This window comes from Sphingomonas sp. RB1R13, from assembly GCF_036663775.1.
Classification (GTDB): domain Bacteria; phylum Pseudomonadota; class Alphaproteobacteria; order Sphingomonadales; family Sphingomonadaceae; genus Sphingomicrobium.
The window spans coordinates 56,110-79,921 of record NZ_JAXOJM010000004.1 but is presented as its reverse complement, the minus strand read 5'-3'; the positions used below and the strand labels follow the sequence as shown (position 1 = coordinate 79,921).

Genomic DNA, 23,812 nt, shown 5'->3' with positions numbered 1-23,812 from the left:
GTGCGACTGCGAGCAATTGCTAGCTGCTCATTTCGCTTCACTTGCCAGAACTTGAGCGAGCGATCTACTGACATCCCAGCGTTCGCCAGCCGAACTGTCGATTACCTCGACGTGTACACCTTTGACCCCAGCGACTTCGAGCGGCCCTTCCAGATTGCGGGCCAGCGCAGACCTGGCGTTCTCGCGTGCAGCCTTAAGGTGCTCTGGTTTTAACGCTTCTGAATTGGCTTGGGCGACTGCGCCGATCGCTATCTTTCGCCGAATAATATTCTGCATTTCCTGTGTAATTACCCAACCTTTTGCCACGATGATCTGGCGGCTTTCGTCGATGTTGGGTGCGTCAGGAGGAATTTCTGGAAGCCGCACAAACAACGTTTTAGCGCGCTCGTTCCAACTATAATCGGACAGATTCATCTTATTCATGTCGACATGATAGGAAACAGAAAAGGGTTGGCGAATGGTGAGGCGCCCTTCAAAAATCCCAAATGGGCCTCCCGATGCTTCCCTAGCAGTTGTTACAGCGCCGTTGATGACCTGCACTTCCAACCTATTCGAAGCCTTGCGCACAACACTTGTAACGATGTCTCGATTATCCTTTCCGACGTCCGCGTTTTGCAAGTGCTTCACAAGAAGCATGATGCTGACAATGGTCAGCCCGACTAAAATCGCCGTAACGACAGCTGTTTTAAAATGGCCGGCTTTCGCATCACGAATTGAGTCATCCCGCATGCCAAGTTCCTGTCTCGCCGTCACTTGATTGTCTAACAATCCCGCGCCGTTCAAGGTCCACCAGATGCGCCAGCACCGATCCCCCCGCCGCCGGGACCAGGCGCGGGTCGAGCCCGGGATAGGCCCCCGCAACAATCGCCGGGATCGTCGCCTTGCCCTCGCCGACCAGCCGCAATATCTGCCGCTCGCGCTGCATCCGGTGGCCGATCATTCCACGCACCAGCTGCTGCGGCTTGGTCACCGCTGGTCCGTGCGCGGGATAATAGACCCGGTCCTTGCGCCCGCGCAGCCGGTTCAGGCTAGCCATATAATCGGCCATGTCGCCGTCGGGCGGGACGACCACGGTGGTCGACCAGCCCATCACATGATCCCCGGTAAACAAGGCTCCGCGATAGGCCAGACACAGGTGGTTCGACGTGTGCCCCGGCGTCGCCACTGCGGTCAGTGCTTCGCCGTCAATCATGATCGTCTCGCCATCGCCAAGCACGCGATCAGCGATGTAGTCCCCGTCGAAACTGGCATCCGCCCGCGGCCCGACCGTTTCGAGCGCCAGCGGTGCGCAGCCGATGATCGGCGCGCCCGTCGCGGCCTTCAGGGGCGCTGCCGCCGGGCTATGGTCGCGGTGGGTATGCGTGCACATGATCGCGACCAGCCGGCGCCCGTCGATCGCGTCGATGATCGCCGCGACATGCTCGGCCTCGGCCGGTCCCGGATCGATCACCGCGACCTCGGCCTCGCCAATCAAATAGGATTGCGTGCCCGTAAAGGTGAAGGCCGACGGATTGCGCGCCAGCAAGCGGGAGATCCCGGGCTCGATCGGCTCCAGTCGCGCATAGGGCTGGTCGGCAAGGATGGGGACGTCCACAGGTCTGCTCCTGCCATGACCGCCCCCAAAATTATAGCTATTTTGGTGGGCCTTCGACGACCGACGCTGCCGTTCCCGGGTCGATCCGCGCGATTTCGGCGTCGATATCGGCCACGATTTTCGTCCGGCTTTCCGACGGAAGCGACTCTGTCCCCCTGATCGTGGTTGCCGCCTGGCGAAGCGACTTGACCCATGTCGCCTGGTCCTCGCCTGGTTTCGCGCATAGCTTGATCTTGATCACGCGCTTGCGGCCCTGCTGGTCGACTTCGGCGCTCGTTTCGAATCGCCGATCGCCGCAGCTCGCCACGATCGCGCGTGCCGCCGGGTCGCCGGTGACGACGGTCTTGACCGTGCCGTCTTTCGCGACAGTCTTTCTCACCACCACCTTGCGGACGCTGGTCGCGGGCGCGGCGATGGCCGCACCGCTCAGCCCACCAAGCGCGACAATCGACATCATCATTACAAGCCGCATCGCCATGTTCCTTACTTTTGCCCTGCAAGCGTGACACTTGCGACTGAACCCGTCTTGAACGACGCCCGGCGCCGCGCCATTGCCAGCGGATAGACGTCGTCGATCAGTCGCTCCATCGCCTTGTCCCAGCTCATCGTCGCGGCATGCGCCCTCGCCGCGTCGCGCATTACCGGCCGCGCCGGATCGTCGAGCAGCGCGACAATGTTCGCCGCCATCGCCGCGGCGTCGCCCATTGGGCCCAGTCGCCCAAGCGTCGGCGCGACACGGTCGATCATTGCCCCTTCGGCGATCCCGACCACCGGCAACCCCGCCGCCTGCGCCTCGATCACCGAAATGCCGAACGTCTCGTCGGCCATTCCCGAGACGTAAAGATCGGCGCTCGCCAGCCACCGCGCCAACAGCGCGCGATCGCTGATGAAGCCGGGGCAATGGACGCCCTCAACCCCGGTGAACTGCTCACGCAGCGGCCCTTCACCCAGCAGCACCAGCCGTGCGCCTAGTGCTGGCTCGAGCTGCCCGAACGCCTCCACCACCGTTTCGGCGCGTTTTTCGACATCCAGTCGCCCGACATAGATTAATAGCGGCGAGCCCGGCGCACATCCGGCCGCCGAACGAAGCGCCGGATCCGCGACGATTCCGGCGAAATCATCGATATCGACCCCCAACGGCGCGACCTCGACCCGCGACACGCCAATCGACCTTAGCCGATCCGCCCCGCCATGTTCACTCAGCGCCACGACCGCGTCGAACCGGCCATAAAGATTGCGCAGGTAACGATAGGCGATCCGCTTGGCGGTCTTGCCCAGCCACGCCCCACCCAACCGATCGCCGATCCGCTGGGCATAAGCCTTTGGAAAATCGGTCATGAACGACGCCACCAGCGCACATTCGGGGTGCGCCCGGCGATGTGCCAGTGCCGCCCAAGGCAAATTATACGCATCCTGGCACTCGACCAGGTCAGGCTGAAACCGCGCCAGTGCCGCCCGCACTGCCCCGTTGCGAAGCAGCAGGCGGTAGTTGGGGCTACCCGGCACATGCCGTGACTTTACCGTCACGGTGATCGCGCGGCCGTCTTCCTCCACGTCAACGCGATCATCGTCGCCGGGAATGATCATCAAATGCCCGTCGGCTGTGTTCTCAAGGATGTGGCGCCGCTTGCGGTTCAGATAGACACGCACGCCGCCGCCCTGTTCGGACCAGCTCTGCGTCACATCGGCAAAAAGCAGCCCGCTCATCGCGCATGGCCTCCAACCTGTCGGATTTCTTTACGAAGCTTGCGGATCGAGCAGCAAGCCTGCCAGCAAAAATCCCCGAATATTGCCGGATTTTTCAATTGGCACGGCGGTTGCAAAGTATATTCCGTCCACTTGGTTCCACGACCACAGAAAGGGACGGTGCAGCGGTTTCTGGTCCCGCGCACCGTCCCTTTTTATTTGTGCCCGTCAGGTGGCGCTCACCAGCTCTTTCAGCTCGCCGCTCTCGTACATCTCGGTCATGATGTCCGATCCACCGACGAATTCGCCATGGACGTATAGCTGCGGGACGGTCGGCCAGTCGCTGAACGCCTTGATCCCTTGCCGGACCTCGGGGTCTTGGAGGACGTCGACCGTCTCGTACGTCGCGCCAAGATGATCGAGGATCGCAATCGCCCGGCTCGAAAAGCCGCATTGCGGGAACAGCGGCGATCCCTTCATGAACAACACGATGTCATTGGCTTTGACTAGATTATCGATGCGGTCATGAACAGGAGAAGTGGCGGGGTCGGTCATAGATGGTCTCCGGAAGGAACGTCGGTGGTCAGTTGAAGCGCGTGAAGCTCGCTCCCCATGCGCCCCCCCAGCGCAGCATAAATGGCGCGAGTGCGGGCAATTCGGCTCATGCCCGCAAAACTCGCCGACACGACTTTCGCTGCATAATGGTCGCCGTCGCCGGCAAGGTCGGTCATCGTCACGGCCGCATCGGGAATGGCAGCGACGATCAGCGCCTCGATCTCGGCCGCAGCCATCGCCATTATTTGGCTTCCATCAGCTGGCGGCGGGCGTCGACGTCCTTATGGCCCATCTCGGCGCGGATCCGCGCTTCGTCGATGTTGACCCCGGCGGCAGTCAGGTCGCCCAGCAGCTTGCGCACGACGTCCTCGTCGCCGGCTTCCTCGAACTCGGCGCGAACAACTTCCTTGGCATAGGCTTCGCCCTCGACCTCGGTCAGCCCCATTTCGCGCGCGGCCCACTGGCCGAGCAGGCGGTTGCGACGAGCACGGACTCGAAACGCCATTTCCTCGTCGCGGGCGAACTTGGTCTCGAAGGCCTTTTCGCGATCATTGAAGTTGGTCATGGCGGTCCTCGCTGATGATCTGGGTCGACACGCCAGATAGGAGCCGCGACCGGGCGGCGCAATGCAGCGCTTGTCTTCGACCTAGGCTACGACGTCACACCGTGGCGTGAAACAGGCGACCGGTCCCGAACGTGATCGCCATGGCAAGACTACCCCACAGGACCACCCGCATCATCGCGGGAACGATCCGCGCACCGCCGGCCCGGGCCCCGGAGGCGCCCAGCACCGCCAGCATTAAGATCGTCACGATGACCAGCGCGGGCAGGACCAGCGGCTCGGGCACCAGCATCACCGCGAGTAGGGGCGTGATACCGCCAGCAATGAAACTCGCTGCCGAAGCAAGCGCCGCCTGGACTGGCCTTGCTGCCGAATGCTCGTTGATGCCAAGCTCGTCGCGAGCATGCGCTTCGACCTCGTCATGCGCGGACAGCGCCTCTGCGACTTCAATCGCCAATTCCTTGCTCAGCCCGCGGCGGATATAGATCGCCGCAAGTTCGCGCCGTTCCTCTTCGGGATGCTCGGCAAGTTCGGTTCGCTCACGGGCTAGGTCCGCCGCCTCGCTGTCGGCTTGCGAACTGACCGAAACATATTCGCCCGCCGCCATCGACATCGCGCCGGCGACGATCCCCGCAACGCCAGTCAGGATGAGCTGCGACCGGCCCAGGGAGGCAGCCGAAACGCCCACCAGCAGGCTTGCAACTGACAATAGCCCATCATTGGCGCCGAGGACGGCTGCGCGCAACCAGCCGATGCGGGTAATGAAATGGCCCTCTGGTGCCGCACCGGTAGGCAAAGACGACATCAGTCGAGCGTCACCACCAGCTTGCCGATGACATTGCGCGCGGCGAGGTCGGCGATTGCCGCGCCGCCGTGGTCGAGCGGATAGGTCTTGCTCACCACCGGCGCGATCTTGCCCTCGTCCCACAGCCGGAACAGCGTCGCGACATGGGCCGCGTTAGCCGCCGGATCGCGCGCCGCAAATGCGCCCCAGAACACTCCGCACACGTCGCAGCTCTTGAGCAGCGTCAAGTTAAGCGGCAGCTTCGGGATCCCCGCCGGGAAGCCGACCACCAGGTAACGCCCGCCCCACCCGATCGATCGCAGCGCGGGCTCGGCATAATCGCCCCCGACCGGATCATAGATCACATCGGCACCCTTGGGCCCCACCGCCGCCTTGAACTGCTCGGCCAGCGCCTTCTGTCCATCGCGATCGAACGGCCCGCGCGGATAAACCATTGTCACATCCGCTCCGGCCTTCGATGCCGCAGCCGCTTTTTCATCGCTCGACACCGCCGCGACGACCCGCGCGCCTTTGGCCTTGGCCAGCTCGATCGCTGCAAGCCCGACCCCGCCCGCAGCGCCCAGGACCAGCACCGTCTGGCCAGCCTGCAGCTGCCCGCGATCGTAGAGCGCATGGATCGACGTCCCGTAGGTCAGGATCAGCGCCGCGCCGTCGATATAGCTGCGGCTGGCGGGAAGCCGAAATGCCGACTTGGCCGGAATGACAATTTCTTCGACCAATCCGCCGAACCCGGGAACAGCAACCAGCCGGTCACCGACTGCCCAGCCTTCGACCCCCTCACCAAGTGCGATCACGTCGCCCGCAATCTCGCCCCCCGGCGCAAACGGCCGTGGCGGCTTCATCTGATACTTGTCCTCGATGATCAGGACGTCGGGATAATTGATCGCCGCCGCCTGCACTCGGACGAGCAACTCGCCGGGTCCCGCGACTGGCGACGGAACGTTATCGATACGGAGCGTGTCGGGGCCGCCGACGGCGTGGCTGAGGAGAGCTTTCATGGGGTTCGCCTATCAGGTTGCGCGCCCAGATGGAAAGGGCCGCCCCGCTTCCGGGACGGCCCTTTGCATCGATTGAACCGATCGATCAGACCTTGTTGCCGAACGCGCCTTCGACACTGCCCTTCTTGTCCTGAAGGTCGCCCTTCAATTCCTGGCGCCTTCCTTCGGCGCGGGTCTCGGAATCATCCGATTCCTGCTTGGCATTACCGACGGCGTTATTGACGGCACCTTTGATCTTGTCGGTCATCTCGCCCATGTCGTGTCTCCTCAGAGGGTTACAGTATGGGTAGATAACGAAGGGCGGCGAAAGGCGTTGCTCGTTTCGGCGCACTGCGAGACTGCACACTGGCCAAAAAGCCTGGGTGATCAAGACGTCAAGGACATCGGCAGCCTCGGTCAGGCTGCCTTCAAGACCTTGGAGCCCCACTCATTGCCCTGGACTCGGTGCAGCTGCGGCGCGTCCTGATCGATCAGCATCAGGATCTCGGTCGTCTTGAGCGCGGTGCAGAATTCGCCGTGCATGCTCGCCACGGCCAGGTCGTGGACCAGCTGCGGGTCGTAATCGGTGCCGTCGAAGCCGACCCGGTTGGAGGTCGCGCAAGCATCTTCTGCAAGATACATGTCATAGCCAAGGTTTCCGCCGTGGCGTACCGTTGTCTCCACACAGAAGTTGGTGAAGAACCCCCCGACGACCACCCGCCGGACGCCCGCGCGGCGCATCATGATCTCCAGGTTGGTGCCGATGAAGCCGCCGTTAATGTCCTTGCGCACCACGCCTTCGTTCCCACGTGGTTCAAACCCGGGCTTGGATGCCCCCCCTGGCACATCGGCACGCAGAGGCGAAAGTTCCTCGCGCGAATTGTGGAGCGTCCAGAACACCGGCAGTTCGCGCGTGCGCCATCCATCGAGCAGTTTGGCAAGCCGGACTTCGGCATCGGGATTATTGCGCCGTCCGTTTGGGCCGCCCCAGTGCGCAAGGTCATCGACGCCGACCTGGACGTCGATCAGCAAAAGTGCCGTTTCGCTTCCGAATTTCGTGATCATGCCAGCCCCCCAGGTTCAATAAAGTCGTGCAAGGCTACCACCTGTGACGGCTCTGGCAAGGCAAATGGCGAGGTCGCGCAGAGCAGTCATCAGGCATGCAGTCAATTTTGGTGTCAGGCCTAGATCAACCCTGCCAGCGGGCTGCTCGGATCGGCATAGCGCCGCTTTGCCATTCGCCCGGCGCGATAGGCCAGCCGCCCGGCCGCCACCGCATGCCGCATCGCTGCCGCCATCAGCACCGGATTCTTCGCTTCGGCAATCGCGGTATTCATCAGCACTCCGTCGCAACCAAGCTCCATCGCCGCCGCCGCATCACTCGCCGTACCGACCCCGGCGTCGACCAGCACAGGCACCTTGGCCTGCTCCACGATCAGCCGGATCATCACCGGGTTCTGCACCCCCAGCCCCGATCCGATCGGCGCGCCCAGCGGCATCACCGCGACCGCGCCGGCGTCTTCGCAGCGCCTCGCCATGATCGGGTCGTCGGTGCAATAGACCATCACCTCGAACCCCTCCTTGGCGAGCAATTCGGTCGCGCGGATCGTCTCGATCATGTCGGGATAGAGCGTCTTGGCCTCGGCCAGCACTTCCAGCTTGACCAGATTCCACCCCCCCGCCTCGCGCGCCAGCCGCAGCGTCCGCATCGCGTCCTCGGCAGTGAAGCAGCCGGCGGTATTGGGGAGGTAAACGATCTTCGTCGGGTCGATGAAGTCGGATAGGCGCGGCGCATTGGGGTCGGTCACGTTGACCCGGCGCACCGCGACGGTAACGATCTCCGCCCCCGACGCCTCGACCGCAGCGGCATTCTCCTCGAAGCTTTTATACTTGCCCGTTCCCACGATCAGTCGCGACGAAAACGTTCGCCCGGCCACGGTCCACGTATCGGCAACAACACCCTGATGCACGTTCACTCATCCACCCCCGACGAAATGCACGATCTCAAAATCATCGCCATCCTCGACGCATAGGGTCGCGAACGTCGACCGCGGGACGATCTCCAGGTTGCGCTCAACCGCGACTCGCCCGGGGTCCTGGCCGATCGAATTAATCAACTCGGCCAGCGTCATGCCGGTGGGAACGCGGCGGTGCTCGCCATTGATGCGGAGCGAAAGGGTGGAATCGATGGTCATTGACTTGCGGTAAATAGGTGGCGCAGGCCGTTGGCGCAACGTGGTGTGGCCAAGTCGGGGGACGAAATGAGCGAAACGGTGTTCGTGCTTAACGGGCCGAACCTCAACCTGCTGGGATCGCGCGAGCCCGAAATCTACGGCTCGCAGACCCTCGACGACATTGGCGCGATGCTGACCGCCGGGGCGGAAAAGCTCGGCCTCGCCATCGACATGCGCCAGTCAAACCACGAGGGTCATCTGATCGACTGGCTGCACGAGGCGCAGGCGACGGGCGCGAAGGCAGTCATCCTCAACCCCGGCGGCTACACCCATACTTCGGTCGCGCTTCGTGACGCCGTTGCCAGCATCACGGTGCCGGTGATCGAGGTTCATTTATCCAATCCCGACGCGCGCGAGGACTTCCGTCACAAGAGCCTTGTCGGCGCCGCCTGCAAGGGCTCGATTCGCGGCTTCGGAGCGAGCAGCTACACGCTCGCACTGGACGCGGCTGCACGGCTCTGACAGGGGAGCGCGCTTCCATTTGTACAGGAACTGAGTGAATGGCCGACCAAAAGCAGGGCAATAAGGAGGAGACCGCGATGCGCGTCGACGCCGCGCTGGTGCGCGAACTCGCCGAACTGCTCGACGCCAACAGCCTGACCGAGATTGAGGTCGAGGACGGCAACCGCAAGATCCGCGTGCGCCGAGAGTCGGCCCCGACAATGCACGCCGCCCCCTCATCCATGCAGTCCACACCGGTCGCCGCCGCGCCTGCCGCTGCTGCCCCCGAAGCTCCCGCGCCCGTCGCCACCGTCGATGCGGTCAAATCCCCAATGGTCGGCACCGCCTTCCTCTCGGCTGAACCCGGCGGCAAGCAATTTGTCGCCCCCGGCGACACGGTCAAAGCCGGCGACACGCTGCTGATCGTCGAGGCGATGAAGGTCATGAACCCGATCCTCGCCCCCAAGGCCGGGATCGTTCGCCAGCTGCTCGTCGCCGACGCCCAGCCGGTCGAATATGACCAGCCGCTCGTCGTCGTCGAGTAGCATCACCATGGCCATCACCAAGCTGCTCATCGCCAATCGTGGTGAGATTGCGCTGCGCATCCATCGCGCGTGCCACGAAATGGGCATCAAGACCGTCGCGGTGCACTCGACCGCCGATAGTGACGCGATGCACGTTCGCCTCGCCGACGAGACGGTGTGTATCGGCCCCCCCTCGGCGACCGACAGCTACCTCAACATCCCCGCGATCATCTCGGCCGCCGAGATCACCCACGCCGACGCGATCCATCCGGGCTATGGCTTCCTGTCCGAGAACGCCCAGTTTGCCGAGATTGTCGAAAGCCACGGAATTATCTGGGTCGGCCCCAAGCCCGAACATATTCGTATCATGGGCGACAAGGTCGAAGCCAAGCGCACCGCTGCAAAGCTTGGCCTGCCGCTCGTCCCGGGCTCCCCCGGCCCCCTCGAAACCATTGCCGAAGCCAAGGAAATCGCCGCCGCTGTCGGCTACCCCGTCCTGATCAAGGCGGCGTCAGGCGGCGGCGGGCGCGGCATGAAGGTCGTGCCCTCCGAAGACCAGCTCGAAAGCCTGATGGCCCAGGCCGCGTCCGAAGCCCGCGCCGCATTCGGCGACGACACCGTCTATCTCGAAAAATATCTCGATGACCCGCGTCACATCGAATTCCAGGTGTTCGGCGACGGCGAAGGCAAGGCGATCCACCTCGGTGAGCGCGACTGCTCGATCCAGCGCCGCCACCAAAAAGTCCTGGAGGAAGCCCCCTCCCCCGTGATCTCGCCCGAACAGCGCGAGCATATGGGCGGCATCGTCGCCAAGGCGATGGCCGACATGGGCTATCGCGGCGCCGGCACGATCGAATTCCTGTACGAAAACAACGAATTCTATTTCATCGAAATGAACACCAGGCTCCAGGTCGAGCATCCCGTGACCGAGATGATCTCAGGGCTGGACCTCGTCCGCGAGCAGATCCGCATCGCCCAGGGCGACGGCCTGTCCTGCACCCAGGACGAGGTGGTCCTCCACGGCCACGCCATCGAATGCCGCATCAACGCCGAGGATCCCGAGACCTTCACTCCCTCGCCCGGAACCGTGCAAAATTACGTCGCCCCCGGGGGCATGCACGTCCGCGTCGATAGCGGGCTTTACGCCGGGTATAAGGTCCCGCCCTATTACGACAGCATGATCGGCAAGCTGATCGTCTATGGGAAGACCCGCGAGCGCTGCATCATGCGCCTGCGCCGCGCGCTCGAGGAATATATCATCGACGGGATGAAGACTACCATCCCGCTCCACCGGCGGATCATCGACGATCCTGCCTTTCAGTCGGGCGACTACACCATCAAGTGGCTCGAACGCTGGCTCGAGGAACAGCGCGACACCCCCGAGGCTTAACCCGGTTTTCACCCGTCCATATTAGGCTGCCGCTCCTTGCTGGGGAGGCGACCGTGCGTGCAGTCTGGTTTTCGATGATGACGATGGCGGCACTGGGCGGCTGCGACTTGAACACGATTCCGGTCAAGGCAACGGTGCTGAGCATCGACCGAACGTGCACCTTCATTGCGAAAGACGCCGCCAAAACCGAAACCGAAGAGCCGTGCAGCGCCACGCCCGAATTTCGCCAATTCGCCGACAAGGGCAAGCCCAAGGGCAATCGCCTTGTCGGGCGCGAAGTGATGCATCTGAGCTGGACCGCCCCGGCCGAAGGCTCGATGCATTATGGCGAACTCAAATTCACCGGTCGCGACGATGAATTCTACACCGTTAACGCTGGCGACCTGATCGATATCCGGATCAAGAAAGACGATCCGTCGATGTTCCGCCGCGCCTGACCGGCATTGCGCGCTGTACTCGACTTGAAGCTCGCCCCCGCCTAGCCTCGCCCGGCACGGTCGCCACGACCGGCGGGGAGGATCCATGGCGACTGTTTCAAACGAACGGCGAGCGGGCGCGGGCGCCGGGTTCGCACTCACCCTGGCGCTGGCGCTGCTCGTACTGTTTAATTACATGGACCGTGGCGCACTCGCCATCGCCGCGCCCCAGCTCAAGACCGAACTGATGCTCAGCGCGACTGGCTTCGGGCTCGCCGTCTCGGCCTTCGCCTGGGTCTATGCCCCCGCCCAGCTGGTCGTCGGCTGGCTGACCGACCGCTTCTGTGTTTATCGCCTCGTCGCCGCGGGCCTCGTCCTGTGGGCGCTCGCCACCACACTGACCAGTTTCGCGGGAAGTCTGGCCGCACTAATCGCGCTTCGCGTCATGCTCGGGATAGGCGAGGGCGTCGCCTTCCCTGCCGCATCGAAGATCATCGCCGCACAGGTCGCCGGAAAGCATCGCGGCATCGCCAATAGCGCGGTTGCCTCCGCCCTCTACCTCGGACCCGCGCTCGGCATCTTCGTCGGCGGACTGATCATGGTCCATTTTGGCTGGCGCTCGGTATTCCTCGTTTTCGGGCTGGTCACCTTCCTCTGGCTAGTCCCGTGGCTGATGGTCTCGAAGCCCCACTGGAAGGAGCGCGCCACCGCCTCGACCTCGGTCCCGATCGGCCGGGTGATGAAGGAGCGCGCGGTCTGGGCGATGGGCGTCGGCCATTTCACCAACACCTATGCTTTCTTTTTCCTCCTCGCCTGGCTGCCGCTGTTCCTCGTCAAGACGCGCGGGCTCCAGGTAATCGAGATGACCCGCTTGCTGACGATGGTTTACCTTGTCCAGGCTGCATCTGCGCTGTTCCTGGGCTGGCTTTCCGACCGGCTCGTTGCGCGCGGCTGGGACGAAGGCACGCTCCGCACCCGCCTCATGGCCGCCGCGCATATCCTGACCGGTGTCGCGGTCCTCGGCCTGTCGGGGGCGACCGACATTCCCCACATCACCTTCTGGCTCGTGTTCGCCGCCGTATCCGGGGGGCCCGCCGGCTCCAACGTCTATGCCATCGCCCAGATGTTCGCCGGCCCGCGTGCGTCGGGCAGCTGGGTCGGAGTGGTCAACGGCATTGGCAATTCGTCGGGCATTTTCGGGCCGATCCTGACCGGGATGATCGTCGATTCGACCGGAAGTTACGCCAACGCATTCTACATTGCTGCTGCGCTGTCGTTTGTCGGCGGACTTTGGTGGCTGTTCGCCATCCCCCGCGTCGAGCCGGTCGACTTCGGCAATCCGGCGGCCGTGTCACCGGGATAAGGCCCCCGCGAGTCAGGCACTTGCGCCAATTCGGAGCCAACTGTGGTGGCGTTCGTCACGACCCGGGCATAGCCTTGGGTCATGCTTCAGACGCGCATCGACATTCCTGGAAAACTGGCCGGATACGACGCCGCGCGCGCCTATTTCGCCGACTGTTTCAGCCGCACCGACCCGGCGCGCGAAACGCTGTTCGTGGCCTATCTCGATGAAGAGGCGCGCTGCGTCCATTTGTCACGACATCAGGGCGATGCCAGCGGGGTCGATTGGCCCCTCCGCTCGATCCTGGTCGAGGCCGCCAGTCGCAAATGTGCCGGCCTCGTCGTCGCGCACAACCACCCCAGCGGCGACGCCACGCCCAGCCACGCCGACCGTGAAGCAACCCGCCGCCTCGCCATCGCGGGCGAAGCGATCGACCTGACGCTCGTCGACCATTTGCTGTTCGCGGGCAATGACTGCACCAGCTTCCGCCGCATGGGCCTGCTCTAGCCTCGTCCCTCAGGCCGTCAGCTCCAGAGCGTCATTGCCTGACTGCCCCTCAAGCAGTGCACGGCTTGATCGCTGCCGGCTCAGGCCGTGGTGTCGCAATCCGAAACGCCGCAAAATAAGCATCGGCCCCCGGGATCGGTCTCCGGCTCACCGGCGCCATCCCCAGCGCGGCAAATTCACACATCAGCCTTGCCGGCGGAGTCCCGTGGCGCTTTGTCGGCCGGTCGGCATCGACGACGACAACCTCCCCGCCCGGCTTCAACCCTTCGCGCAAATGCCACAGGAAAGCATAGGGCGAGGTCACTTCATGATACATATGGACGAGGAAAATCCGGTCGAACGACTTTGGCGGCAGCTTCGCATCGTCGGGCGTCCCCAGCTTGACTGCGACATTGTCGAGCCGTTCGCGCCCGACCCGCTCGGCCAATCGGTCACGAGTCGCGGGCACGATATCTTCGGCCAGCACGCGCCCCCGCGGCCCGACCAGCGGCGACAGGCGGACGGTGTAATAGCCCTCGCCCGCACCGATATCCGCTACTGACATCCCGCGCGCCACCCCCGCCATGCGCATGACCTCCTCGGCCTCGCCGACCCGATCGCGGACATCCTCGGTCGAAAAACTATCCGATACGATCGGCGCAACATCTCGGTCGGCTTTCGGAAAACCGCCATTATCCGCCGACTGGCGACACCCCGTCAGTAGCGCCGGCACCATCAAAGCCGCCGCCAGCAGGACCATCACCCTAGTCGACATCCTCGACCTCGACCTTCTCACCTGTCACTCGCTGCGACAAGGCAGCGGCCATAAACCGGTCGAGATCGCCGTCGAGGACGTCGGCCGGCGCGGTCGAGATCACCCCGGTGCGCAAATCCTTTACCAGCTGATAGGGTTGCAGGACGTAGCTGCGGATCTGGTGCCCCCAGCCGATGTCGGTCTTCGCCGCCTCGGTCTTGTTGCTCTCGGCCTCGCGCCGCTGCAACTCTGCCTCATACAGCCGCGCCTTGAGCTGTTTCATCGCCTCGGCCTTGTTCTTGTGCTGTGATCGCTGGTTTTGGCACTGGACGACGATATTTGTTGGCATGTGCGTGATGCGCACCGCGCTGTCGGTGGTGTTGACGTGCTGGCCCCCGGCGCCGCTGGCACGGAAGGTGTCGATTTTTAGGTCGCTTTCGTTGATCTCGATGTCGATATCGTCGTCGACTTCTGGGTAGACCCATACGCTGGCAAAGCTCGTGTGGCGCCGCGCTGCGCTGTCATACGGGCTGATCCGCACCAGCCGGTGCACTCCGCTTTCGGTCTTGGCATAGCCATAGGCATTCTCGCCCTTGACCAGCAGCGTCGCCGATTTGATCCCGGCCTGCTCGCCCGAATGGAAATCGACTAGTTCGACCTTCATGCCGTGACGCTCTGCCCAGCGCGAATACATCCGCTGCAGCATTCCGGCCCAATCCTGGCTCTCGGTTCCCCCGGCCCCGGCATTGACCTCGATATAGCTGTTGTTGGCGTCGGCCTCGCCCGCCAGCAGCGCCGCAACCTTGTCGCGCTCGCTGCTCGTCGCCAGTTGCTCCAGCGCCTTGACCGCATCGTCGACCAGTCCCGAATCGCCCTCGGCCTCGGCCATGTCCATCAACTCGACAGTGTCGGTCAGCTCGGTCTCTGTCTTCCTGGTCGCGCCAATTGCCTCGTCAAGCCGGCGCCGTTCGCGCATCACTCCCTGCGCCGCCTTGGGGTCGTCCCACAGCTTCGGATCCTCGACCATCGCGTTCAACTCGTCGAGCCGACGGTGCGCGCGATCCCAGTCGAGAAAGCGGCGCAGCAGCGCGGTCGCGGCATTGATCTGGTCGACATAGGCTTGCGCTTCGGCGCGCATGGGCAATTCCTTGGGGATGAAAGCGTGCGGTCGCGCCTAGTAGATGCCGCCCTGCCGTTGCAAGAAATCGTCGGAGGCGGGCTTGGGCGTGGTGGCGCGCGGTTTTGCCCGATGCCGGGCCGCAACAGCGTCGGCTCCGGCACCCGGTGCCGTCCCGTCCCCCGCCACATCGTCATTGCGGCGGAAGCTGCGGCGTGGCTCGGTTTCGGGCTGGAAGGCTTCCCAGATCACCGCCGACTTGGGGTCTTCAGTCGTCGGGAAGGTGCCATAGACCCGCTTGCCGGTAATCCGGTCGATCCGCACCATGCGGATCCCGGGTGGCGCGATGAACGGGATCGGCGGCATTCCGACGAACGCCTTTTGCGCGAATTGTTTGAAGATCGGTGCAGAGATCCTTCCCCCTTGCGCATAGCCGCCAAGACTGCGCGGCTGGTCATAGCCAAGGTAAACTCCGCCGACGACTTCGGGCGTGCCGCCCACGAACCACACGTTGGTCGGGCCGTTGGTCGTCCCGGTCTTGCCGAACATCGGCCGGTTGAGATCGCGCAGCGTGGTCGCCGTGCCGCGCTCGATCACGCCTTCCATGATGTGGACCATCTGGTAAGCAGCCAGCGGGTTGAGCAGCTGGCGCGCGCGCTCGGGCGGGCGCGGCATCGCCTTGCCATCCCAGTCGGGCGCGCTGCAATTGCCCATCACGGCACAGCGATTGTCGGTGCGATAAATGACCTTGCCGAACCTGTCCTGGACATAGTCGATCACGGTTGGCTTCACCTGCCGTCCGCCGTTGGCCAAAATCGCATAGGCGTTGACCAACTGCGACACGGTGACGTCCCCCGCGCCCAGCGCGATCGATAGATAGGCCGGCAGTCGTCCCTTGCCGACGCCCAGCTTCTCGGCGGTCGTGACGACCTTCTCCATCCCCGTCTGCGACGCCGCGCGCAGCGTCATCAGGTTGCGCGATTGCTCCACGCCCCACCGCAGCGTCTTGGGCCCGGCATAGCTCCCGTCGAAATTCTTGAAACATTTATTGCCCAGCGCGGCGCCCTGATAGGCGCACAGCGGTGCATCCATCAGGATCGTCGCCGGGCTCAGCCCATTTTCCAATGCGGTCTCGTACACGATCGGTTTGAATGCCGATCCCGGCTGACGCCACGCTTGGGTCGCGCGATTATAGGACGAGCCGATGACATCGAACCCGCCCTGCATCGCCAGCACCCGGCCGGTGCGCACTTCCTGGGCGACCATTCCGCCCGACACTTCTGGGATCGATCGCAGGGCATAGGACATCGTGCCGACCTTCTTGACGATGATCACCATGCCACGGCGCAGATAGCTGAACGCTGCGCCGCCGACGCCCCGCTTGGGCTGGACCGCGTTCGATGACGGCAATGTTCCGGTCGATCCGTCGGGCAGCCCGATGGTCACCTCGCCCCCACTCTTGTCGAGCACAACCGCCTTCGACCAGTCGGCAAAACCCGTGCCCAGCGGCGTCGCCAGCAACTGCCCGCGCCAGTCCCGGTTCATGTTCAGGCTCAGTTTGGGATCGATCCAGCCGCGCCCACCATCGAAATTTGCCAGCCCCTCGCGCAGCGCGTCCGCCGCCGCGTCCTGCATCACCGGGTTCATCGACGACCGCACCCACAGCCCGCCGGCATAGACGCTGTTGGGCCCATCCTCGCTCTTCTCGCCATATTTCTTAAGCAGCTCGCGGCGCACTTCCTCCATGAAGTAACCGCCCGCTTCGCGGACATGCGTCCCGCTGCCATAACGGATCGCGCCCAGCGGGGTGGTCTTTGCGGCGTCATGCTCGGCCTGGCTGATGAAGCCGTTGGCCAGCATCTCCTTGAGCACATAGTTGCGCCGGGCCAGCGCCTTCTCGGTCGCGCGTTCGGGATCATAATTTGACGGCGCCTTGGGCAGCACCGCGAGGTACGCCGCTTCGGGCAAGGTCAGGTCGGCGACATCCTTGTCGAAATAGGCCCTGGAGGCGGCCTGCACCCCGTAGGCGTTGCGCCCCAGGAAAATCGAATTGAGATAGATTTCCAAAATCTGCGGCTTGGTCAGCGTCGACTCGAGCCGAAACGCGAGGATCGCCTCGCGCACCTTGCGCTTGACCGAATATTCATCGTCGCCGAGCATGTGTTTCGCCACCTGCTGGGTGATCGTCGATCCGCCCCGCGCCCGCGCGCCGCTGGTGATCTTCTTGCGCCCATAGTCGAACACCGCCGCGGCAAGGCCCGGATAATCGATCCCGCCATGGCTGAAAAACGTCTTGTCCTCGGCCGAGATGAACGCATGCACCACCAGCGGCGGATATTCGTCATAGGCCAGTTCGACCCGCCGCTCGCGCGCAAAGCTGCCGATCGGGTCACCGTCATAACCGCGCACATTGGTCGGCAGCGCCGACTGATAGGCCATCAGCTTCTCGGACGACGGCAAGCCCGCCGAAAAATATAGCCAGCCCACCGCGAACAGCAGCAACAGCGCGCTTAGCGCATACGCCACGAACCGCACCGGCCGCCGCTCGAACAACGGATCGACCCGCGAATGGACCCGACCGTTGAACGCCACCATGTCGGGCAGCCGATCGAGAAAGGCAAAGCTCGGGCGCCGAAAAGCAGGCAGGCGAAGCTGGGGAAAGGTAACCATCGCGGCCTCGTCTAGCCGCCTCTGCGCGCGGCCGCAAAGGGTTAGCGCGTTCGCCAACAATTCCTACTTCCGTACCGCCAGGTCCGCCTCGATCGCCTGTGCCAGCGCCAGCACCAGCGGCGCCCTGCCGTCGCGCGTCACCAGCGCCGCCTCGTCATCGATATTGCTTATATAGCCCGCCTCGACCAGCACCGCCGGGGTTGCCGCCCGCCGCAGCACGTGGAACGCCGCAAACTGGTGCGGGCGCGGGCGCAGCAGCACCGGCCCCGCTGCGCGCCGCACGATCCGCTCGGCCAGCGCCGCACCATCCTCCATCTCGCCGCGCAGCGCGAGATCGTCGAGCAGCGCCCTGACCGCGCCATTGGTTTCGCTCGACGCCGGTTCGGCCCGGCCATTTTCGGCCGCAGCAAAGCGCGCCGCATCGGCATCCGATGCAACGTCCGACAGCGAATAGACCGTCACCCCCCGCGCCAGCGGGTTGGGCGCATGATCCATATGCACCGACACGAACAGCCCGGCCCCCAGCCGCCGCGCAAGATCCGCGCGGCTTTCCAGCGGGACATAGCGGTCGTCGGTCCGCGTCAACGCCACCCGCACTCGCCCGCGTGCAACCAGCAAATCGCGAAGCTCGCTCGACAGCGCCAGCGTCAGCGCCTTTTCCTCGACCTTGCCCGATGCGCCCCGCGCTCCCGGGTCATGCCCGCCGTGCCCCGGGTCGATCAGCACGATCGGTCGCCCGGGAACGCGCGCCTCGCTCACCGCGACATCGGCCACCGCGCCGGGCAGGTCGAGCGTCAGCCTGCCGCCGCGCGCCTCACCGACCAGCGCCTTGCCGGCCTCGTCCCCGCGGTGTCCCGACACGCGAAACAGCACGGCTGTGCCGATGACGAGGACCGCTATCCCCGCCGCCATCATCGCCCGCTGCCTTTTGCCTGCCCCCAACGCACACTCCCGCCTTCAACCGATATCATAGATGGCCCAACGAGGTTAACGCCAGTTTAGCAGTTTCGCAGGGGTCGGGCCATTGCGGCGCGGGGCGCGCGATGCTAGTCGGCCCTGTCCGTCGTCCATTCGACAGACCATCGCCGCGCGGCCTTTTCCGGCGCGGCAGTCAAGGTTGACGCTGCATGACTTCACAGGACGCTTTCCGCCAGCTCTCATCAGAGCCGCGCGGCGCGTCCTTCCCGACGAGTGTCGGGATGACCATTGCAGCAGAGGCATTTTTCACAAGCACCGCTGTGCCCGCCGGAACGCTCCGGTCGGGCCTGGCCCCTATGCACGCGCGCCGCGAGGCACTGCCCGCCGCGCGCGGCCGGAGTAATATCAATGACCATGCGCATGCTGATCGACGCGCGCCACCCGGAGGAAACCCGGGTCGCAGTCGCCAAGGGTAACCGGATCGAGGAACTCGATTTCGAATCTGCCGAGCACAAACAGCTCAAGGGAAATATCTACCTCGCCAAGGTGACTCGGGTCGAACCGTCGCTCCAGGCGGCGTTTATCGATTACGGCGGGAACCGTCACGGCTTCCTCGCTTTCTCGGAAATCCATCCCGACTATTACCAGATCCCCAAGTCCGACCGCGACGCGCTGCTGCGCGAAGAGGCCGAACATGCCGCCGAGGAAGAACGTCTTCGCGGCAATGGCGACTATGACGATGATGATCATGGCGATCATGACGATGACGGCTTCGAGGACGCCCCGCGGTCGGCCGACGCCGATGATGACGACGACCATCATGACGATGACGACGGCGAGCCGCGCGTAATTGCTGGAGTCGACGAGGCCGGAACCGGCTCGTCGCGTTCACCGGTCGACGAAAGCGCTGCCGACGAACTTCGCAAGAAGCGCCAGGCCCTTCGCCGCCGGTATAAGATCCAGGACGTGATTCAACGTCGGCAAGTCTTGCTTGTCCAGGTCGTCAAGGAAGAGCGCGGCAACAAGGGCGCGGCCCTGACCACCTACCTCAGCCTCGCCGGCCGCTATTGCGTGCTCATGCCCAACACCTCGCATGGTGGCGGGATCAGCCGCAAGATTTCGAACGGCGCCGATCGCAAGCGGCTGAAGTCGATCATGAGCGACCTCTCGCTCCCTTCGACAATGGGCCTCATCGTCCGCACCGCGGGCCTTCAGCGCACCAAGGTCGAGATCAAGCGCGATTTCGACTATCTTGCCCGCCTGTGGGACGAGATACGCGAGCGCACCCTGGGCTCCTCCGCCCCGGCGCTGATTTATCGCGACAGCGACCTCATCAAGCGCGCCATCCGCGATCTCTACCACCGCGAAATCGACGAGGTAATCGTCGAGGGCGAGGACGGCTACAAGGCCGCCCGCAGCTATATGAAGCTGCTGATGCCGAGCCACGTCAAGCGCGTCACCAACTACAATGACCCGACCCCGATCTTTCAGCGCTACGGCGTCGAGGACCAATTGTCGGCGATGTACCAGCCGCTCGTCCAGCTAAAGTCCGGCGGCTATCTTGTGATCAACCCGACCGAAGCGCTGGTGTCGATCGACATCAACTCGGGCCGATCGACCCGCGAGCATAATATCGAACAGACCGCGTTCGCGACCAATATCGAGGCCGCCAACGAAATCGCCCGCCAGCTTCGCCTGCGCGACATGGCCGGGCTCGTCGTCATCGACTTCATCGACATGGAACAGTCGTCGCACAACCGGAAGGTCGAGCGCGCGATGAAGGAAGCGCTCAAGAACGACCGCGCCCGCATCCAGGTCGGCCGGATCAGCTCGTTCGGCCTCATGGAAATGAGCCGCCAGCGCCTTCGCACCGGTGTCCTCGAAGCCTCGACCAGGCCCTGCGCTCATTGCGAGGGCACTGGCCTGATGCGGACCGCGTCGTCGGCCGGCCTCTCGGCCCTGCGGATCATCGAGGACGAGGCCGCCCGCGGTCGCGGCGACCGGATCATCCTTCGCGCCGGGCGTGAAGCCGCCATCTATGTCCTCAATCGCAAGCGCGCCGAGCTCGCCGAGATCGAGGCGCGCTACGGCGTGTCGGTTGAAGTGCTGGTCGACGAGAGCTTCGAAGGCGCGCGCATGGCCTGTGACAGTGCGGGCGACCGCCCGATCGTCCCGCCGCGCGCCCTCCCCGCGCCGATCGTCGACGACATTGCCGACGATGAATTTGAAGACGAGATCGACGAGGAAGACGTCGAGATTGAGGAAGAAGCCAGCGACGACGATCGTGGCCCGCGCGACCGCGCCCCGCGTGAAGCTCGCGAAGGCGAGGAAGGCGATGGGCGCAGCCGTCGTCGTCGTCGCCGCCGTGGTGGCCGTGGCCGCAATCGCCGCGAGGATGGCGAGGAGCAGGGCGCCGAGGGCGACCATGCGCCGAATGCCGACGACGGCGACCAGCCCTATGCCGAGGATGGCCACGCCGAGCCGTCGAATGACGACCAGCCTGCGCAGGCTCATCAGCAAGCCGAAGACCGCCAGCAGGAACGCGCCGAAGGTGACGAAGCCCCGCGTCGCGCGCGTCGTGGTCGCCGCGGTGGCAGCCGCCGCCGCGAGCGTGGCGAGGGTGATGGCACCGAGAGCGAGACCATCGCTACGGACTCCGCGCCCATGATCGAGCCCGATCCGGCGCCTGCAGGCGACACGCTCGGACACGGTATCGAGGCGGTCGACGAGGCCCCCAAGACCCGCCGCCGCCCGCGCGCCCGCAAGGACGTCGCAAGCGAGACGGTCGCCTCGCCGATGGTCGAGGCGCCCGCCCCGGCTCCGGCCGCCGAAGCCGCTGCGCCCGAGGAGGCCCCGGCCACCGACGACGCCGCCAAGCCGAAGCGTCGCTCGCGCGCCAAGAAGGCTCCTATGGCCGACCTGGCCGAACCCGACGCCGCCCCGGCTGAACCCGCCGCGCCGGAAGCCGTCGCCGCTGAAGCGCCCACCAAACCGAAGCCGAGCAGGACCAGGGCTCCGGCCAAGGTCGAAGCCGACGCGGTCGCGACCACCGACACTGCAACCCTTACCGACGACCCCGACAGTGACGAGCCGCGCCGCAGCGGCTGGTGGTCGCGGACCTTCGGCTAAACAATGATGCACAACGTAAAGGGCGGTGCCGGGCAAATGCCTGGTGCCGCCTTTTTCGTGGGCACGTTTTTCATGGCCGGTTCATCGCCCCGGTGGGAAACCGTTGCATGACCAATCGAACCTGGCGCGCCGCCCGCACCGCGCTCATCGGCGTGACCCTCACGCTCACCGCTGCCCAGCCCGTTTTCGCGCAGGCCGTGCTTCGTGACAGCGAGACCGAGGCGCTGTTTCGCGACATTTCCAAACCGCTCATCCAGGCGGCCAAGCTCGATCCCACGAGCGTCAACGTCGTCCTCCTCAACGACCCCGAGATTAACGCCTTCGTCGCCACCGGGCAGACGGTCTATATCCAGTCGGGCCTGCTCGCCGCCGCCGACAATGTGAACCAGCTCCAAGGCGTCATCGCCCACGAACTCGGCCATGTCGCGGGCGGCCACTCGATCCGTATCCGTGACGGCGAGGCGGTCGCGACCAAGATCAGCCTGCTCTCGCTGCTGCTCGGCGCAGCGGCCATGGCGGCCGGCGCGGGCGATGCCGGGATGGGCATCATGGCGGCGGGCCAGCAGGCCGCGCAAACCAATCTTTTCTCGTTCAGCCGCGCCCAGGAATCGAGCGCCGACCTTGCCGGCGCCCATTATCTCACCACTGCCGGGATCAGCGGCAGGGGCACGCTCCAATTCTTCCAGAAACTGCAGAACCAGGAATATCGCCTCGGCATCGTCCACAAGGATGATTATGCCGGCACCCACCCGCTCAACAGCGACCGCATCCAGGCGCTCGAGCAGATCTACAAGGCCGACCCCGCGTGGAAAAAGCCGATCGACCCCGCGCTCGAGGCGCGCTTCGAACGCGTCAAGGCCAAGCTGCTCGGCTATGTCGACCCCAAGCGCGCCATCATCGCCTATCCCGAGAGCGACCAGGGCATCCCCGCCCATTATGCCCGCGCCTACGCCTATCACCTCGGCGCCTACCCCGAAAAAGCCGCGCAGGAAGCCGATGCGCTGCTCCGCCTCGCCCCCAACGACCCTTATTTCCTCGAACTGAAGGGCCAGATATTGCTCGAGGGCGGCCAGCCGCGCGATGCTCTCACGCCCTTGCGCCTTGCCGTCGCCCGCGCGCCCGACAAGCCGATGATCGCCGCTTTGCTCGGCCACGCCCTCGTCGCGACCGAAGACGCCAAGAACTACCCCGAAGCCCGCTCTGTCCTCAAGGCCGCCATCGCCCGCGACAATGACAATCCCGACGCCTGGTACCAACTTGGCATCGTCTACGACCATGACGGCGACGCCCCCCGCGCCGCGCTCGCCACCGCCGAGCGCAACAACCTCGAGGGCGAGAACAAGCTGGCCCTCGCCAGTGCTAAGATGGCACTCAACGGGTTGAAAGCGGGCACACCCGACTATCTTCGCGCGCAGGACATCGCCATGGTCAGCGAAGCCGCGCTGAAGAAGGACAAGAAGAAGAAAAAATGAGCGACATGCAGGGGGCCGCCGGGGGCAAATGGGGACCGGCCATCGCCGGCGGGATCATCGGCGCGCTGCTGACCGGGGCCATCGGGCTGGCCTATGCCCCGCGACTGGTCGGGCCCGATGCCGTGCGCAAGGCGCTGATCGCCGACCCGTCGATGCTGGTCGACGCCGGCAATGCACTGCGCGACCGCCAATATGCGCCGGTAATCGCCGCCAACCGCATCGCCATCGAAACCCCTTATGGTTCGTCATGGAAGGGCGCGGCCACGCCAGACGTCACTTTGGTCGAATATTACGACTATGCCTGCGGTTATTGCCGCAAGAGCATCCCCGACATCGAACGGCTGCTGGCCGAGGACAAGGGCCTACGCGTCGTCTTTCGCGAGCTTCCCATTCTTGGACCCAACAGCCTTGCCGCCGCGCGCGTCGCGCTCGCCGCATCGAAAGCCGGCAAGTTCGCTGCCTACCATGACGCGCTCTACGCCGCAGGCCCGCCCAGCCCCGAAAGCATCGCCAGCGTCGCCACCCCCCTCGGCGTCGCGCCCACCCCGCAGGAGGTTCCCGAGCAGGAAGCCGAACTCAAGCGCAACTTCCAGATCGCCGGCCAGTTGGGCGCGACCGGCACCCCGCTGTTCGTCGTCGGCGACCGTGTGATCAACTCCGCAGTAGGATATGACGCGCTGAAGAAGGCGGTGGCGGACGCTCGCGCCGCAAAGGGCTAGGCAGCGGCGTCCGCTTCGCAC

24 protein-coding genes and 1 pseudogene are annotated in these 23,812 nt (G+C 64.6%); 9 read left to right on the top strand and 16 right to left on the bottom strand.

Annotation, left to right across the window (positions count from 1 at the left end; genetic code table 11):
* Nucleotides 1-27: 27 nt before the first annotated feature.
* The 12 genes and pseudogenes from U1700_RS12915 to thiS all read right to left on the bottom strand — a co-directional run bounded on the left by U1700_RS12915 (nucleotide 28) and on the right by thiS (nucleotide 8,374).
* Nucleotides 28-729: a DUF4230 domain-containing protein gene (locus U1700_RS12915; protein ID WP_332753093.1), complete on the bottom strand. Its 702-nt coding sequence runs from the start codon at nucleotides 727-729 to the stop codon at nucleotides 28-30.
* Nucleotides 719-1,594 carry an MBL fold metallo-hydrolase gene (locus U1700_RS12910; protein ID WP_332753092.1) on the bottom strand — a complete coding sequence of 292 codons (876 nt, stop codon included), beginning with the start codon at nucleotides 1,592-1,594 and terminating at the stop codon, nucleotides 719-721. The genes U1700_RS12915 and U1700_RS12910 overlap by 11 nt, the downstream gene beginning before the upstream one ends.
* A 37-nt stretch (nucleotides 1,595-1,631) precedes the next feature.
* The gene (locus U1700_RS12905) at nucleotides 1,632-2,066 is read right to left on the bottom strand and encodes a hypothetical protein (protein ID WP_332753091.1); all 435 of its coding nucleotides are present in this window, start codon (nucleotides 2,064-2,066) and stop codon (nucleotides 1,632-1,634) included.
* 11 nt (nucleotides 2,067-2,077) lie between these two features.
* On the bottom strand, nucleotides 2,078-3,301 hold the full coding sequence (locus U1700_RS12900; protein ID WP_332753090.1) for a glycosyltransferase: 1,224 nt from the start codon (nucleotides 3,299-3,301) through the stop codon (nucleotides 2,078-2,080).
* A gap of 207 nt (nucleotides 3,302-3,508) precedes the next feature.
* On the bottom strand, nucleotides 3,509-3,835 hold the full coding sequence (gene grxD, locus U1700_RS12895) for a Grx4 family monothiol glutaredoxin (protein WP_332753089.1): 327 nt from the start codon (nucleotides 3,833-3,835) through the stop codon (nucleotides 3,509-3,511).
* The gene (locus U1700_RS12890; RefSeq protein WP_332753088.1) at nucleotides 3,832-4,077 is read right to left on the bottom strand and encodes a BolA/IbaG family iron-sulfur metabolism protein; all 246 of its coding nucleotides are present in this window, start codon (nucleotides 4,075-4,077) and stop codon (nucleotides 3,832-3,834) included. The genes grxD and U1700_RS12890 overlap by 4 nt, the downstream gene beginning before the upstream one ends.
* The gene (locus U1700_RS12885) at nucleotides 4,077-4,400 is read right to left on the bottom strand and encodes a DUF1476 domain-containing protein (protein WP_332753087.1); all 324 of its coding nucleotides are present in this window, start codon (nucleotides 4,398-4,400) and stop codon (nucleotides 4,077-4,079) included. The genes U1700_RS12890 and U1700_RS12885 overlap by 1 nt, the downstream gene beginning before the upstream one ends.
* Before the next feature lie 94 nt (nucleotides 4,401-4,494).
* Entirely contained in the window at nucleotides 4,495-5,202 is a 708-nt protein-coding gene (locus U1700_RS12880) for a VIT1/CCC1 transporter family protein (protein ID WP_332753086.1), read from the bottom strand.
* Nucleotides 5,202-6,200: an NADPH:quinone oxidoreductase family protein gene (locus U1700_RS12875; protein WP_332753085.1), complete on the bottom strand. Its 999-nt coding sequence runs from the start codon at nucleotides 6,198-6,200 to the stop codon at nucleotides 5,202-5,204. Before U1700_RS12875 ends, U1700_RS12880 begins: the two co-directional genes overlap by 1 nt.
* Nucleotides 6,201-6,285: 85 nt before the next feature.
* Nucleotides 6,286-6,456 carry a CsbD family protein gene (locus tag U1700_RS12870; protein ID WP_332753084.1) on the bottom strand — a complete coding sequence of 57 codons (171 nt, stop codon included), beginning with the start codon at nucleotides 6,454-6,456 and terminating at the stop codon, nucleotides 6,286-6,288.
* A 140-nt stretch (nucleotides 6,457-6,596) separates the two neighbouring features.
* Nucleotides 6,597-7,244 (bottom strand): isochorismatase family protein, encoded by a 648-nt coding sequence (locus tag U1700_RS12865; protein ID WP_332753083.1) that lies wholly within the window; start codon nucleotides 7,242-7,244, stop codon nucleotides 6,597-6,599.
* 119 nt (nucleotides 7,245-7,363) lie between these two features.
* Nucleotides 7,364-8,374, bottom strand: a pseudogene (gene thiS / locus U1700_RS12860) (sulfur carrier protein ThiS).
* Nucleotides 8,375-8,440: 66 nt separating this feature from the next.
* On the opposite strand from thiS, the gene aroQ reads away from it, so the two are divergent.
* The 6 genes from aroQ (at nucleotide 8,441) to U1700_RS12830 (ending at nucleotide 13,033) form a co-directional block, all read left to right on the top strand.
* The gene (aroQ, locus tag U1700_RS12855) at nucleotides 8,441-8,875 is read left to right on the top strand and encodes a type II 3-dehydroquinate dehydratase (RefSeq protein ID WP_332753337.1); all 435 of its coding nucleotides are present in this window, start codon (nucleotides 8,441-8,443) and stop codon (nucleotides 8,873-8,875) included.
* A gap of 38 nt (nucleotides 8,876-8,913) precedes the next feature.
* Nucleotides 8,914-9,399 (top strand): acetyl-CoA carboxylase biotin carboxyl carrier protein, encoded by a 486-nt coding sequence (gene accB, locus U1700_RS12850; protein WP_332753082.1) that lies wholly within the window; start codon nucleotides 8,914-8,916, stop codon nucleotides 9,397-9,399.
* Nucleotides 9,400-9,406: 7 nt separating this feature from the next.
* Entirely contained in the window at nucleotides 9,407-10,768 is a 1,362-nt protein-coding gene (gene accC / locus U1700_RS12845; RefSeq protein ID WP_332753081.1) for an acetyl-CoA carboxylase biotin carboxylase subunit, read from the top strand.
* A gap of 53 nt (nucleotides 10,769-10,821) precedes the next feature.
* Nucleotides 10,822-11,205, top strand: a complete 384-nt coding sequence (locus U1700_RS12840) for a hypothetical protein (RefSeq protein ID WP_332753080.1) — start codon at nucleotides 10,822-10,824, stop codon at nucleotides 11,203-11,205.
* Nucleotides 11,206-11,290: 85 nt separating this feature from the next.
* Nucleotides 11,291-12,547: an MFS transporter gene (locus U1700_RS12835; RefSeq protein ID WP_332753079.1), complete on the top strand. Its 1,257-nt coding sequence runs from the start codon at nucleotides 11,291-11,293 to the stop codon at nucleotides 12,545-12,547.
* 81 nt (nucleotides 12,548-12,628) lie between these two features.
* Nucleotides 12,629-13,033, top strand: a complete 405-nt coding sequence (locus U1700_RS12830) for a JAB domain-containing protein (protein WP_332753078.1) — start codon at nucleotides 12,629-12,631, stop codon at nucleotides 13,031-13,033.
* Between the two features lie 49 nt (nucleotides 13,034-13,082).
* On the opposite strand, the gene U1700_RS12825 is transcribed toward U1700_RS12830, so the two are convergent.
* The 4 genes from U1700_RS12825 to U1700_RS12810 all read right to left on the bottom strand — a co-directional run bounded on the left by U1700_RS12825 (nucleotide 13,083) and on the right by U1700_RS12810 (nucleotide 18,495).
* Nucleotides 13,083-13,787 (bottom strand): methyltransferase domain-containing protein, encoded by a 705-nt coding sequence (locus U1700_RS12825; protein ID WP_443025950.1) that lies wholly within the window; start codon nucleotides 13,785-13,787, stop codon nucleotides 13,083-13,085.
* Complete coding sequence (gene prfB / locus U1700_RS12820; protein WP_332753077.1) at nucleotides 13,777-14,904, bottom strand: peptide chain release factor 2; 1,128 nt, start codon at nucleotides 14,902-14,904, stop codon at nucleotides 13,777-13,779. Before prfB ends, U1700_RS12825 begins: the two co-directional genes overlap by 11 nt.
* A gap of 36 nt (nucleotides 14,905-14,940) precedes the next feature.
* On the bottom strand, nucleotides 14,941-17,553 hold the full coding sequence (locus U1700_RS12815) for a penicillin-binding protein 1A (RefSeq protein ID WP_332753076.1): 2,613 nt from the start codon (nucleotides 17,551-17,553) through the stop codon (nucleotides 14,941-14,943).
* A gap of 63 nt (nucleotides 17,554-17,616) precedes the next feature.
* Nucleotides 17,617-18,495 carry an N-acetylmuramoyl-L-alanine amidase family protein gene (locus tag U1700_RS12810; protein ID WP_332753075.1) on the bottom strand — a complete coding sequence of 293 codons (879 nt, stop codon included), beginning with the start codon at nucleotides 18,493-18,495 and terminating at the stop codon, nucleotides 17,617-17,619.
* 384 nt (nucleotides 18,496-18,879) lie between these two features.
* Between U1700_RS12810 and U1700_RS12805 the strand changes: the two genes are divergently transcribed.
* The 3 genes from U1700_RS12805 to U1700_RS12795 all read left to right on the top strand — a co-directional run bounded on the left by U1700_RS12805 (nucleotide 18,880) and on the right by U1700_RS12795 (nucleotide 23,791).
* Nucleotides 18,880-21,600 carry an Rne/Rng family ribonuclease gene (locus tag U1700_RS12805; protein WP_332753074.1) on the top strand — a complete coding sequence of 907 codons (2,721 nt, stop codon included), beginning with the start codon at nucleotides 18,880-18,882 and terminating at the stop codon, nucleotides 21,598-21,600.
* A 107-nt stretch (nucleotides 21,601-21,707) separates the two neighbouring features.
* Nucleotides 21,708-23,072, top strand: a complete 1,365-nt coding sequence (locus U1700_RS12800) for a M48 family metalloprotease (protein WP_332753073.1) — start codon at nucleotides 21,708-21,710, stop codon at nucleotides 23,070-23,072.
* Nucleotides 23,069-23,791, top strand: coding sequence for a DsbA family protein (locus tag U1700_RS12795; protein WP_332753072.1), 723 nt, complete (start codon nucleotides 23,069-23,071; stop codon nucleotides 23,789-23,791). Before U1700_RS12800 ends, U1700_RS12795 begins: the two co-directional genes overlap by 4 nt.
* Nucleotides 23,792-23,812: the final 21 nt, after the last annotated feature.

Bases quoted from the DNA above. Each gene is read 5' to 3' on its own strand.
- U1700_RS12915 (WP_332753093.1), bottom strand. From the start codon at position 729: ATGCGGGATGACTCAATTCGTGATGCGAAAGCCGGCCATTTTAAAACA.
- U1700_RS12905 (WP_332753091.1), bottom strand. From the start codon at position 2,066: ATGCGGCTTGTAATGATGATGTCGATTGTCGCGCTTGGTGGGCTGAGC.
- U1700_RS12900 (WP_332753090.1), bottom strand. From the start codon at position 3,301: ATGAGCGGGCTGCTTTTTGCCGATGTGACGCAGAGCTGGTCCGAACAG.
- grxD (WP_332753089.1), bottom strand. From the start codon at position 3,835: ATGACCGACCCCGCCACTTCTCCTGTTCATGACCGCATCGATAATCTA.
- U1700_RS12890 (WP_332753088.1), bottom strand. From the start codon at position 4,077: ATGGCGATGGCTGCGGCCGAGATCGAGGCGCTGATCGTCGCTGCCATT.
- U1700_RS12885 (WP_332753087.1), bottom strand. From the start codon at position 4,400: ATGACCAACTTCAATGATCGCGAAAAGGCCTTCGAGACCAAGTTCGCC.
- U1700_RS12880 (WP_332753086.1), bottom strand. From the start codon at position 5,202: ATGTCGTCTTTGCCTACCGGTGCGGCACCAGAGGGCCATTTCATTACC.
- U1700_RS12875 (WP_332753085.1), bottom strand. From the start codon at position 6,200: ATGAAAGCTCTCCTCAGCCACGCCGTCGGCGGCCCCGACACGCTCCGT.
- U1700_RS12870 (WP_332753084.1), bottom strand. From the start codon at position 6,456: ATGGGCGAGATGACCGACAAGATCAAAGGTGCCGTCAATAACGCCGTC.
- U1700_RS12865 (WP_332753083.1), bottom strand. From the start codon at position 7,244: ATGATCACGAAATTCGGAAGCGAAACGGCACTTTTGCTGATCGACGTC.
- aroQ (WP_332753337.1), top strand. From the start codon at position 8,441: ATGAGCGAAACGGTGTTCGTGCTTAACGGGCCGAACCTCAACCTGCTG.
- accB (WP_332753082.1), top strand. From the start codon at position 8,914: ATGGCCGACCAAAAGCAGGGCAATAAGGAGGAGACCGCGATGCGCGTC.
- accC (WP_332753081.1), top strand. From the start codon at position 9,407: ATGGCCATCACCAAGCTGCTCATCGCCAATCGTGGTGAGATTGCGCTG.
- U1700_RS12835 (WP_332753079.1), top strand. From the start codon at position 11,291: ATGGCGACTGTTTCAAACGAACGGCGAGCGGGCGCGGGCGCCGGGTTC.
- U1700_RS12830 (WP_332753078.1), top strand. From the start codon at position 12,629: ATGCTTCAGACGCGCATCGACATTCCTGGAAAACTGGCCGGATACGAC.
- U1700_RS12825 (WP_443025950.1), bottom strand. From the start codon at position 13,787: ATGTCGACTAGGGTGATGGTCCTGCTGGCGGCGGCTTTGATGGTGCCG.
- prfB (WP_332753077.1), bottom strand. From the start codon at position 14,904: ATGCGCGCCGAAGCGCAAGCCTATGTCGACCAGATCAATGCCGCGACC.
- U1700_RS12815 (WP_332753076.1), bottom strand. From the start codon at position 17,553: ATGGTTACCTTTCCCCAGCTTCGCCTGCCTGCTTTTCGGCGCCCGAGC.
- U1700_RS12805 (WP_332753074.1), top strand. From the start codon at position 18,880: ATGACCATGCGCATGCTGATCGACGCGCGCCACCCGGAGGAAACCCGG.
- U1700_RS12800 (WP_332753073.1), top strand. From the start codon at position 21,708: ATGACCAATCGAACCTGGCGCGCCGCCCGCACCGCGCTCATCGGCGTG.
- U1700_RS12795 (WP_332753072.1), top strand. From the start codon at position 23,069: ATGAGCGACATGCAGGGGGCCGCCGGGGGCAAATGGGGACCGGCCATC.